We start from the raw sequence: 12,543 nt of genomic DNA, 5'->3' as shown, positions 1-12,543 counted from the left end.
TTTGCATGCTTCATTGAAAGCCGCAGGCATGGCGCGAAATTGGAAGAAACAGCATGAAGGCGATCAGCTCATCGCTACAATTGATAGTTGAAAGTGCCGGTAAAATTATGAAAGTATTTTGGAAAATACTGGGCTCATCGCAATTTGATTCGCCAAAGATACAAATGCAACTTTTTTAAGGACCAGAAATGTATCTGGCATCACTTACCATCACCAATTTTCGCCGAATAAAATCTGCAACGGTAGAGTTTGCGCCTGGATTAAACATCTTAGTTGGGCCTAACAACATTGGGAAAACAGCCGTTGTTGACGCTCTGAGATCACTTCTAGCCGGGACCGATGCCCCCTATCCGCGCTTCAGTGTCGACGACATCCACCTCCCCAAGGGAGCAGCCGCTGCGGGAGACATTGACTTTGACTATGTCTTCAAGGATCTATCGCTCGATGACGAAGCCGATTTCTTGCATGGATTGAAGATAGATAGCGACGGAAATGCGGAGGTTCTCATCAGGGTAACCTATGGCAATGCGGATAAATCCGGGCGGCTAAGGTCGAGAAAAGTTTGCGGCATCCATCATGACATCGCAATGACTTCCACCATGTTGGAAAACCTGCGTAGCGTGTATTTGCAACCACTTCGCGATGCAGAGCTTGGACTTAGGCCGTGTCGCTCAAGCCAGTTGTCTCGCTTGATGCATATTCTTTCTGATGACGCAGGCAAAGAACAGATCGCCGAGAAGCTCAAAAATCTCGACAAAGAGATAAAAGCGCTAAAGCCGGTTGTTGAGACACAAGCAGCGATAATTGGGCGCCACAAGAGCATGTTAGGCGATCAACTTGCCCAGTTGCTTGCGGTCGAACTCAGCGGATCTGATTTCACAAAATTTGCCTCGCGCCTTTCGCTACTAGTCGACAATTTCGAAATCGAACGTAACGGCCTTGGCTACAACAACTTGATCTTTATGGCTGTGGTTTTAAGCGAACTTGCAAAAAATGCAGACTCGGCTTATCGCAGCTTGATTGTCGAAGAGCCTGAGGCGCACCTCCACCCGCAGTTACAAGCCGTATTATTGCGGTACCTGTCAGAAATAGAAGTCGCAGAAGGCGAGCAATCCGTCCAAGTCTTTGTGACAAGTCACTCTCCAAACTTTGCCAGCATCGCGGATCTTGACGTTGTCGAATGCCTTGTCGAGACCGAGACAGGTGTGGATGTCTTTCATCCGAGGGCAGTTAGTTTTGCAAAGGGCAAAAAAGAGAAGTTGATGCGATACCTAGACGTAACACGCGCTGAATTATTCTTCGCACGTCGCATCATCTTTGTGGAAGGCGCAGCCGAGTTGATGATGATAGATCTGCTGGCAAAGAAGGCTGGCTATGACTTGCGTAATTACGGTGTTAGCCTGATCAGTGTTGAGGGGTTGAACTTCGATTCCTTTTTGCCTCTGTTTGGAGAAAAAGCGATCAAAGTACCTGTTGCTGTCATCACGGATGCAGATCCAGTCATAATCGATGAACACGGCAAAAGCCACGCTCACTATCCGTCTGCAACCGAAGCCATCACGATCTCAAGCAACACGAAGGATATGAAGACGCATGAGGACACGTTTGTCAGAATCTTTCATGGACAGAAGACTTTTGAATACGATTTCGCCCTGCATGAAGAAAACAGATCGGCCATGCTGGCGGCCCTAAAGGAACTACATCCCAACATCGGCGCTGATTTGGAAGTTGAGGTTGGATCGAAAGTGGATGATCGCCAGAAAGCAGAGGCGCTGTTTTCGGGAATGTTCGAACGACCAAAAGGGAAAAAGAATGTGCAGAAGGGAGCATTTGCACAGGCACTAGCAGCACAAATTGATGATAACCATCTTAAGATTGCAATCCCAACTTACATCGCTGAAGCCGTAAAGCATGCGTGCAAACCATGATCGATTTGTCGAAGCAACAGCGGGAGATCATCGAGGCGCCCCTCAAGTCAATGGCGGTTACCGCTTGCGCTGGGAGCGGAAAGACAACGACAGCAGTGCGGCGGCTCGCGGCTATGCGCGAGCTACTTGAAGATAACCACGGCCACATTGCTCTTCTATCCTTTTCCAACGTGGCCGTTGACACCTTCAATCGGGACTACGATGCCCTATTGCAGGAGGAAGCCAAATTCGTTCGCAAAGGAGGCATCGAGATATCAACGGTCGACGCTTTCATTACCTCAAATATTATCCGCCCCCATGGGCATCTCGCTATGAAGTGCAACAGAACGCCTTTCCTCGTGCACGGTAGTGAGCCCTTCTTAGCAAGCTTCCAAGTTTGGATTGACAAAAGGCCACACCCAACAACTGACATTAAACTCACAAGCAGGGAAGGAGGTGGGCTTCAATATGAAATTGGACGAGCCAACACCGTGGTTGATAAGAAAACAGCCAAAGACGCCATAAGCAAGCTGGCGCAAATTGGTGCTTATTCGCATGCACTGGGAAACCTTTGGGCTCTCAAAGTCCTTGTAGACCAGCCATTGGTCAAGCGTGCTCTCGCGCGCCGCTATCCGCACATTCTTGTTGATGAAGCACAAGACATCGGCAAGCTGCACGAACTCATCCTTACCGCACTGCAAGATGCCGGCTCACAGGTATCCCTTATTGGGGACGTAAACCAAGGTATCTATGAATTCTCGGGGGCAACAGGCACTTTTCTTGGTCAATATGCGGATCGTAAAGATGTTGAGGGTCGGACGCTCGAGATCAATTTTAGATCTGTTCCGAGCATCGTCTCAATTGCAAATGAACTTTCAGGACGCACCGACAACCCTCAGCGCACAGAACCGGAAACTCTGTCAGGTGCATATTATTTTGCATACAAGAAGACAGAAAAAGACAGTGCGCTGAAGTCCTTTGCGGCGCTTTTAAAAGATGCAGGTATATCAATTAATGATGCAGCTGTGCTCTGTAGGTCGGCAAAATGGGCTGACGAGTGGGCAGGAAGTGAAGAAATACAAGGACAGGGCGTCTTACGAAAATTCGTGGAAGCCGCGATCGAAAGAGACAAGTTCCTCCGTTACGGTGACGCTTTCAAGCATTGCTGCGCTGGCGTTGTAGGCTTGCTAGACGAGACTCATGGGGATCTACTCTCCGACCTTGTCAGCTGCAGAGGCGATGATAAGAGTTCCCATATGCTGCGAAGGACGCTGTGGACGTTCGTGAAAGATGCGACAAGCGGGTTGCCGTCCGCTTCTCTTGTGGCAAAGACCGAGTGGCAGCCAGCGCTTCGCGAGAGGATGGAAGCGCTTCTCACCACGCTCTCCGATGATTACGGTTTGAAGGCTGGAGACAATTGGAAAGCTAAGCTGGCCAAACGGAAATTATTCAATCGCCCGCTTATTCGAGGCGCTGATTTAGGAGGGGAGGATCTGCCAAATTTCCGCGTCTCGACCGTTCACAAAGTCAAAGGGGAAAGCATCGGAGGGGTTTTGTATATCTGCAACCGCTCGCATCTCGATGAATTCCTCGAAGGAACGAATACTGAGGTAGGCAAGATTGGGTACGTCGCACTCACGAGAGCGCGCGATCTTTTTGTCTTGGGCGTTCCTGCCGCCAACATTGGAAATTACGCGCATAAACTTCATGCACTTGGTTTTAAAAGAGCCGGTGGTAAATAGCTTCGCGATTAGCCAGCCGGAGGGGGTTTTTGATTCCACACATAGGGCTCTATGGACAGGTTTCGCCGCGAATGCCGGGCTGGGTTGCTAACCTCCTCTTCTGTGAGTGCCGCCTTGCAGCATTCAACTGTTGCAACATTCGACTTTGAGTCGGTTGCAAGACTTGGCAAAATTCTCTTCCTGTACATTGCTGCCGTTCGTGTCCAGCGCAGCGAACGACAGCTTCCCGCCCGATTTGCCAGGACAGCCCGCCGGTACCATGAAATTTCGGCGCTGCAGTGAACGTCTCGAAAGTCCGGATTCCGTTGAAAAAGGGCCGCATTCAAATTTCTTGCCTAAATCCTAGAATTCAATTTCTCACAATGACTCTGAAGCGGATTAAAATCCAGATTTTTAAGAACAAGGGAATGAAGTTCTACAATACCTGATTTGAAGTAGTGAATATCGACTTTTTCAACGGAATCTCCGCACAGCCGCCGTTCAGCCCTCGGCTTGAGAACCCAACACCTTATAGACGGTCGAACGCCCGATCTTGAGCCGACCGGCAATCTCAGTTGCTCCCACACCTTGCGAATAGAGAGTGCGAACAGCCTTCCGGTCGACGCTTGGTTTGCGACCAAAGCGAACACCTTTGGCCTTGGCCTCCAGTCGACCTTCATTGGTACGCTCCAAGATCCGCTGCCGCTCGGCCTCAGCAACCGCAGACAGAATGGTGACCACCATCTTCCCCATCGTGCCTTCTGTGCTGATGCCGTCATCGAGGAACCGGATCGATACACCCATCTGGTCGAATTCCTTGATCAGCTTGATCATGTCTTCGGTGTTTCGGCCGAGACGATCCAGCTTCTTGATCAGGATGACATCCCCTCCCTCCACTTTGATCCGGAGCAGATGAAGACCTTCCCTGTCGAGATGACTGCCTGACTCCTTGTCAGAAAAGATCCGGCTCTCCAGAACGCCGGCTTCCTTGAGGGCGTTCACCTGGATCTCAAGAGACTGCTGGGAGGTCGAAACACGAGCGTAGCCGAACAGTCGCATGGAAATGTCTTCTAAATCGATTCATAGACAAATCGTCTATTAAGGATGCGTTTTACGATTTAAGAGACACTGTATCGTGCCAGCAGGGAAGTGTCTACTATGTTATAAATTTTAAGACTCCACACATGCGAATATTGGACTTCAGTCTCAACTATGGGTGGCCAAAATTCTTAGCTGAGACAAAAGCATCGGGCATGGATCGCAAAACTCTTGATTTTTGGAGGAAAAATGCGATATATGCCTCATAGCTTATGAGGTGAGAACGCCCTCCTCATGCACCAATTAGTTATTTAGTTGGTAAAGTAGTCGAAAGACGAAGAGATACAGGAGTGTAGATGGCTGCGGCTGCTACCTGAAAATTGGGATCCTGTCATAAGCAATAAATTCTAGCAGAAAACCTCATCCTTGCGATGGGGTTTTTTGTTATTTTGCAACAAATAGCGTTTTCCTTTCTCGCCTTTGGTCAATTTTTCTCGGCTCTGTTGCAAAAACTCTGAGGAGCAGTCGAGAAGCTCAGTCTTCCTGCCACTTAGGCCAGTGAACTCGATGTTCTTTTCTCGAGCACAGCGATAGCCTCTGCTATAGCTCTGAATTGCCCCTAGAATTGTAGACACCTTGTCCCCTAAAAATGAGGCAAGGAGACTACGATGGCCCATCCTCAATTCACTGCGAAAACGTTGCACTGCATCGAATGTCCCCTTCGTCCGCTCACCTGTCATCTGGTCGCTGAAAATGCTGCAGGTTGCTCGAATGTCAGTAATAAGGATGTCGCTTCTAGGATCATGACGACAGCTGAATGACCAGATTGGGCCGATTCCGTTGAAAAAGTAGGCGTTGCTTTGGTGTTGAAGTCCTGATTCAATTCATTTGAGAATGGAGGGGCGGGGCATGATGGGCCATCAGAGCGGGGTACAGGCTTCACTGTTTTGCGAATTCAATCTTTGAACTGGTCCCATTTTTTCGGACTGGTTCGCAGCATTTCTAAGGTGTATCGTGTTTAGGTTTCATGCTGCGTGTTGCTCATCCAAGCTGGCCCGGTATGCGTCGTCGGGTTCCCGCCCTGCAAGCGCCGAATGTGGGCGTTTGGTGTTGTAGAATACCATCCAGTCCTTGATCATCCGACAGGCCCGTAAGCCATCTCTGATGAGAAAGAGGCATCATCAAAGCCTGGGATCAAATACCTAAACAGCTGCAATCAATTTATGAATAGGCACCTAATTGTACCGCCTCCAAATAAGCAAGGACCTGATCTGCTTTCCGCGCGGAAACCAAATCAAATGCAGTTTTTCCTGCCCAACCAGGAATTGGCTTATGTTTAAACCAAAGAGCTGCCTGTTCATCAGATCCTGTCATTTCGGACGCCATGGTGAATATACGTGCTAGTGGCCTAACTGCTTCATCCAATTTCCGTTTAACCTCATTCTTAGAAAATGCACGATGATCAACTCCGGTCAACTGCGCCAATTCTGCCTGCGTAATCCCAAACCGTGCGGTAATTTCCGGTGCGGACACAATTGGTTTTGTACTATCGCTGGGCTTATTTGGCATATTTGAAGAACCTTTTTGAAAGGCTAGCCGCAGAATTCCGTTTGAGACAATTACAGTCTGTGCTTGTCATTCAAACAATTCAAGCCTCCTCTGACCAAATACCATTGTCTGCCCAATGCCGCATTTGAAAGATACTGGGCCAACAGTTGACCGAAAAATTCGATTTTGGATTGCATTCGATTGATGATGGCCTACTGTATTTGCAGGGAACCGTATCGAGGGCAGCAACGGTGCCAGTGAGCAGCCAGATTGTCTGGCTCGTTTAGATGCTGCCGTGCGGGCGCGCGCACTCCATCAGTTCTCATTGAAATCTAAGATTCTAAGTCTTGATTGATATCTTTTGCGTCGAAGCATCGTATTGATACAGATGCAGGGTTCCGTCCTGAATCAGTTTTACGGCTTGGCCGATATGCTCCGGCAAAACATAAAACCACTCCTTTGGAGAGACCTTTTTGCCAAATCGATCCAACACGAACAGTTGTGACGGTTGCGCTGGTGCGAAGAAACGATGGAGCAGGTTCTCGACTTTTCGGCGGGATAAATTTCGCAGCTCGTAGGTCGCAACAATCTCAACGGGAGCCAACAAGAAAGTTGGATCATTTTTAGCGTCCGCGACCCTTCGTCGAACATCCTGACTGGTAACACCAATTTTGTGCAGGATCATTCGCTGCTCCTTGATCGCAGGGTCTTCCGAGAGTGACCGAGCAACATAAATGGTACCAGACAGCTCTAATTGATCGTTTTCCCATTCAGGATCAAGAGGGCCAAGGCCTCGCTTTTGAATTGTACGCGCTGTCTTGTCATCGTTCAGCGATTTGCGAAATGATGACATCAGCGGATCACTCTCCATGCCATTCGAAAAGATCACTCTCAAACGGTGTTCACGCGCGCCGCCGCGTTGTGTCATCTCTGACTTCTCTGCGATCATCGCAAGTAGGCCATTTCTGATAAAAAAATCACCTTCCAGCGGCTCGATGATCGCCCACTTTTTGACAGGGAGAACCTGTCGTGTCCCGTCATCCATTTCTTGTTGAACTGTTTCGAAGCGTTCTCTGAACTGTTCGAAATCCGGACAGGGAACAAATTCTGCTCTGTGGTCTGGCAAGTGTCGCTCGGATGCAGGAGTGGAGTGCTTCAGGTCGATTAGCGACATATCGATATCAAGATCATCATCGTCGAATATGTCGTCCAGACTTGCGGGCACGTCAACCTCATCGGGAAGTTCGCGCCAGGACTTCGAGTTTGTAGTGACAGCATTTTTCAGCAGGTCATAGTGGTCAGCTTCCAGCATTTCCGGCGTGGGATCTTTCTTGATCGCTTCCCAGATAGAGCCAAGACGCATTTCATCCAGATCATCTGCATCAGGATCAGGAATGCGGCCATGGGACTCGAAAAACGCACCAACCTGTTTTAGGGTACCAACCCCATGATCCGAAGTTGAAGAAGAGTGGCCTGAACGCAGATTGACTTCCAGCAGCCCGTATTCATCATTTTCCGCAAAAATATCATCAAGTGTGGGACGGGACATCACACAGCACCTTCACGCATTCTTCTCGCCTTCTCGGCTTTTAGCCATGCGAGGGCTTCGGCCATTCTTTTCTCGAGAGGATCGGGCGAATGGACATTGGGTTCTCTGCCTTCTGTTGCGCGAAAGGCTTTGATGCGAGGCCACAGGGTTCGCGCTTCATCGCCCGTCATGTTTACGCGTAGCGCAACCATAGCAGTCTGAACGTGTGATAGAAGCTCAGCATTAAGCTGTTTAGAAGCAACTTCGAAACGCTCTTGAAAAGCATTGACGCTATCTATCAGCTCAATGTCGATATCCCGAACATTGATGAACTTCTTGACCATCTGGAGCAGCGTATTGGGAGCACTGTCTTGCACTTCCTCTTCGCTGGCATCCTCGGTGCTCGGGGTGCCGGTAAAGGCCTCCTGAGCTTCTGCAAACCCGCTTTCAGCATCACGCCTTGCCAGTGTAAGAATGTTCATGCGTGCAGCCAGATTCTGTCTTACAGACTCAGTTTCATTATCATCAAGGCCATCATATCGGCGTTCAATAATCTCTGTCAGGACCATCTGGGTTGCCACTTCAGGGGCCGTGTCCGGAGAAAGAACTCGACGATCCATTTCCTGATAAGCGGTGGCCATCAGGTCTTCCATATCCTTCTCGCAAATTTCTTTGGCTCTGGCGGTAGGAGGTTCGACAAGGCCCTTGATGCCGATGGTTATGACGCCTTCTTCATCAATATCGATTGGAGCTCTCACATCTCCGTCTTCTCGACGGTAGAATTTGAAATTGGGTGCCAAAACCTGCTCCATGAGAAGCGAGCCTGAAATGGCTTTCAGCATATCGTTGACGGCGTCGGTAACGACGCTGGTCTCGACGCCGGGTTCTGCGACCAGATTGGTAAAAATCGCGCGTGGCTTCCCTGGTGCATCACGAGTTGCACGCCCGATTATCTGTACGATTTCTGTGAGGGATGATCGATAACCGATCGTCAGAGCGTGTTCGCACCAAACCCAGTCGAAACCTTCCTTGGCCATGCCCAGAGCGATGATGATGTCGACCTTATCCCTATCTGCAACATCGTCTCGTTTTCCGTCTGGCTTCTTTAATTCTTTTGCCAAGGCGACTTTGACGATGTCTCGTCCAGGCCCATCGTCAACCAGATCTGCGATCTTCAACACACGACCATCTGGCCGCCGAACAAGATCAAATCCGGTTTCAGGATCCCGCCCCACGATGGTTCCGATAGAATCTATGATCTTGCCGACTTCATTGAATTTGTCGTCAAAGGCCTCGGATGAACCACGATGAGGGATATGAATGATTGTCTTCTTGTCTGGATCAAGCACGCCCGGCAACCCATTTACATAATTGCCTTTATAGAACTCGTAGTTGATGCCCAGCGCTTTCAGGAACTCATAGCTCTCCAGCTGTTCGTAATAGCTGTAGACGACCTTGCGGAACCGGTCTTCATCTTCGGGGCGCAGTACAGGGTCACTGTCTCCGCGGAAATAGCTGCCTGTCATCGCCATGATGTGGCATTGATCGCGATTGATCAGGCTGCGCAGAATAACGCCGAGACGGTTATTGTCGGATGCGGAAACGTGGTGGAACTCATCAATGGCGACAAAGCAGTTGTCAAAAGCATCGATCCCACGATTTTTCATCACTTCATCAAAACCGAACCGGAATGTTGCATGTGTGCAGACAAGGACCTTGGCGTCACTCTCGATGAAAGCTTCGAATGCTTTCACTTTGGCCTTGTCAGCGTCATCCCCCGAGAGGCAAAGGTTCCAGCGATCCTCAACTTCCCAATCAGCTTCAAAACCGTAACTCTGCAGGTCTGTCGAGCGAAAGGAACCGCCGATGGACGTCTCGGGAACACAGACTATGGTTTTGTCGAGCCCTTGATGAAGCATCTTGTCCAGAGCGATAAACATGAGAGCGCGGCTTTTGCCCGCTGCTGGTGGTGCCTTTAGCAGCAGGAATTGTGCTGCTCTTGCATCATAGGCGCGTGCCTGCATGGGGCGTTGACCAAGAGCGTTGGTTTTTGCCGTCGATTTGCCATAGGTGACATTGAGCATCTCAACCATTTACTGAGCTTTCTTTTCAAGAGACTTGATCTTGGCAGCATAAAGCTTGAACAGCTTTTCGAGGCGTTCCGTGTCGTTGCGGAAGGGGCGACCGATATACATCTCCTCCAAAAGATCGTCGTTCTTTTGATGTTCGGCACGAAGATCGTCCGGCATCTTGTCAGGATCATAAAGCTCAGCGATTGTTTTGGGATGATGAGAATAGCGACATTTCAAAATGCGGCGTGCGGAGGCGGAGAGAGCGTCTAGCTGCGTTTGAGTAAATTTCGGCACAGGAAAGGTATTCCAGCCAAGAGTGTTGGAATAGTTTGGGCGCTTTTGCAATTTACCACATACCGTTAGAACCCATAAGCGATGCAGTGTGCTGGAGATGATTGCAAAACTCCAGACAGGCGCATCATAAAGAACAAAATTCCGATTTGTGCAGCCGGTCTCAGCCCCACCTGTGATTGGGGTCAGAAAAGGCCTATTCTCAGATGAAACGGCAGGTAGATAAATTGCGATACTCTCAATAGAGCGATGTTCTCTGAACTGATGTGGTCGGTCCGCATACTTCTGAGCGCCCGGGTCAGAGCTCTTGAGGCGCATATCTTGTACGGCCTCTATTCTTCTCTTCACTTCGGGAATTGCCTTCGCGTTTGGCAATGCTTCATCGTCTATGTGGAGATAGTAGCGAAGTTTGTCGTGAATTAATTCTTCAGATCCGTAAAGCCTTCTAATGAACCGCTCTGCTTCCGGATGTTTCTCGACTAGAGACTCCGCTTCTTGAGCACTCATAATCAAATTGCCACCATCTATAGGTTTGGAGCCGTAGTCCATGACAGGCAAACCAAATAAACTATGGCTCGCTTTTCTGACGATGACATCGATATCTGGAATTAGGTAGGGAGAAATCGAGCGACATTCAGACGCAATATTGTCGGAAAAAATTCTGCAGCGACCACTATTGCCAGACTGAATTCCCACCACGACACAATCGACCGTTGCGTTTGATTTGGCATTATTTGACCATTGGAATGTTGTATGCGCAAATTTTATCGAAATTCCAAGTTTTCTTAATGTATTCCATAAATAGAATACAGATTGTCCCTGACAAATTGAATTTGTGGAAACAAATGCCGAAACACATCGGTGTGAATTCATGTAGGTGCTTGCTTTTACAAACCAGCAAGATACATAGTCCAGCGTCGAAAATGTTTTGGTGTGTTCTGAAAAGACCAATTTCATATCGGATTTTTGTTCATCTGTTTGATCATTTGACCAAACCCAAGGCGGGTTCCCAGCAATAAACACCTGTTCATCCGGAGCCGGCGGTGGACATGCCTCATCCCAATTTTGCTGCAAAGAATTTGCCGTTCGAATTTCAGCCGAGTCTCTTAAAGGCAAAGCGGCTGGGCGCCGACCAAACACATTGGCAAAGCCAGTATTGGCCTGATACTCCGCAATGAAGAGGGCTAGCTTTGCTGTTTCTGCTGCAAAATCGTCAATTTCGATCCCGTAGAAATTGCTTATCGGAATGGCAGAGAACATTTGTAACGAACCGGGTCCATTCAATTCTTCCAATCGCTGCAGGATCCGGGTTTCCCGGGCCCTCAGCTCACGATAGGAAACAACAAGAAAGTTGCCGGAGCCGCAGGCTGGATCAAAAATGCGCATGCGCGACATCCGATCCATTACCTGTTGCAAGGCTTTGGACCTGTCCCAAGACTTTTGAATCTCGGCATCTAGATCATCAAGAAACAGTGGGCCGATCACCTTCATGATATTCGGCACCGAAGTGTAGTGCATTCCCAGCTCAGAGCGCTGTTTGGGATCCGCGACTGATTGGATCATCGACCCGAAAATATCAGGGTTGATCTTGCGCCAATCGAGCTTGCAGGCCTCTTTTAAATAACGAAAGGCCACCAGATCGAAACGCGGAACATCGATCGTGCCAGAGAACAGACCACCGTTCACATACTCCAATTCAGCGGTCCAGCTGGGCAACTCTTTGCGTTTGTCTTTGGGCCTGTTCATGGCCAGAAAGGCGTGCGTGATAGTTTCCCGCGCTTCTTCGCCTTTATCACCGGCATAGGTAAAAAGCAGGCGTGAAAACTGATTGTCAGGAAAGATGCCAACATCCTCCGCAAACATGCAGAAAATGAGCCGCATCATGAGCTGGTTCATCTCATGACGTCTTTCGTCTGAACCCCAGTCCGGATTGGCCTTGATTAACGCATCATAGAGACGCGCCAACTTGCCTGTTGCCTTCACATCGACAGGGTTTTCTTCAACGGCACTGTACCGCTCTTTGCCGGCAGCCGGCAGAAAGAAGCCGAAATTGTCGCCAAGCTCCTCGAAACGACAATGCAGCGTATCACCCGAAACCGGATGCTCCGCTGCGATCATCTCGCCGTCTGTCGCAATAAGGATCGCAGGCTTTGAGGCTTTGGTCTTCTTGGAGTCCCGTAGTTGGTCCAGCGTTACATCGCTCAATCCGACAAGGGCCGGTGCATAGTGAAATTTCTTATTGAAAAGAACCCCACCAGGCAAATCCGACTTGTTGGTCGATCCATTTCGTAGCTTGGAAACGGCCGCTTTCGCTGCATCGGTTGCTTCCGCAAATGCAAATGGAAATTCTTCGGCATTAAAGGGTTGGGAAGCGATGTCAGCTAACGCGTCAAAAATTTCAGTCGGGTTCATCAATAGGCCTCTAATTACATTGCCCT

Annotated in this window: 8 protein-coding genes; 2 read left to right on the top strand and 6 right to left on the bottom strand. The window is 49.2% G+C overall.

The genetic code is table 11. The features are described from left to right. The first annotated feature begins 188 nt into the window (after window positions 1–188). The gene (locus tag DSL70_RS00990) at window positions 189–1,928 is read left to right on the top strand and encodes an ATP-dependent nuclease (protein WP_119306024.1); all 1,740 of its coding nucleotides are present in this window, start codon (window positions 189–191) and stop codon (window positions 1,926–1,928) included. After that, window positions 1,925–3,649, top strand: coding sequence for a UvrD-helicase domain-containing protein (locus DSL70_RS00985; RefSeq protein ID WP_119306023.1), 1,725 nt, complete (start codon window positions 1,925–1,927; stop codon window positions 3,647–3,649). Before DSL70_RS00990 ends, DSL70_RS00985 begins: the two co-directional genes overlap by 4 nt. Before the next feature lie 480 nt (window positions 3,650–4,129). On the opposite strand, the gene DSL70_RS00980 is transcribed toward DSL70_RS00985, so the two are convergent. The 6 genes from DSL70_RS00980 to DSL70_RS00950 form a co-directional block, all read right to left on the bottom strand. Next, complete coding sequence (locus tag DSL70_RS00980; protein WP_119306022.1) at window positions 4,130–4,687, bottom strand: recombinase family protein; 558 nt, start codon at window positions 4,685–4,687, stop codon at window positions 4,130–4,132. Window positions 4,688–5,691: 1,004 nt separating this feature from the next. After that, window positions 5,692–5,805 (bottom strand): integrase core domain-containing protein, encoded by a 114-nt coding sequence (locus tag DSL70_RS22850; protein WP_119306020.1) that lies wholly within the window; start codon window positions 5,803–5,805, stop codon window positions 5,692–5,694. 82 nt (window positions 5,806–5,887) lie between these two features. Continuing rightward, the gene (locus DSL70_RS00965) at window positions 5,888–6,235 is read right to left on the bottom strand and encodes an antitoxin Xre/MbcA/ParS toxin-binding domain-containing protein (RefSeq protein ID WP_119306019.1); all 348 of its coding nucleotides are present in this window, start codon (window positions 6,233–6,235) and stop codon (window positions 5,888–5,890) included. Between the two features lie 319 nt (window positions 6,236–6,554). Continuing rightward, the gene (locus DSL70_RS00960; protein WP_119306018.1) at window positions 6,555–7,763 is read right to left on the bottom strand and encodes a GIY-YIG nuclease family protein; all 1,209 of its coding nucleotides are present in this window, start codon (window positions 7,761–7,763) and stop codon (window positions 6,555–6,557) included. After that, window positions 7,763–9,835 (bottom strand): DEAD/DEAH box helicase, encoded by a 2,073-nt coding sequence (locus DSL70_RS00955; protein WP_119306017.1) that lies wholly within the window; start codon window positions 9,833–9,835, stop codon window positions 7,763–7,765. The genes DSL70_RS00960 and DSL70_RS00955 overlap by 1 nt, the downstream gene beginning before the upstream one ends. Continuing rightward, window positions 9,836–12,517: a class I SAM-dependent DNA methyltransferase gene (locus DSL70_RS00950; protein WP_119306016.1), complete on the bottom strand. Its 2,682-nt coding sequence runs from the start codon at window positions 12,515–12,517 to the stop codon at window positions 9,836–9,838. Window positions 12,518–12,543: the final 26 nt, after the last annotated feature.

This window comes from Cohaesibacter haloalkalitolerans, from assembly GCF_003574655.1.
GTDB classification, from domain to species: domain Bacteria; phylum Pseudomonadota; class Alphaproteobacteria; order Rhizobiales; family Cohaesibacteraceae; genus Cohaesibacter; species Cohaesibacter haloalkalitolerans.
The sequence above is the reverse complement of the archived record's forward strand: the minus strand, read 5'-3'. Positions and strand labels throughout refer to the sequence as shown.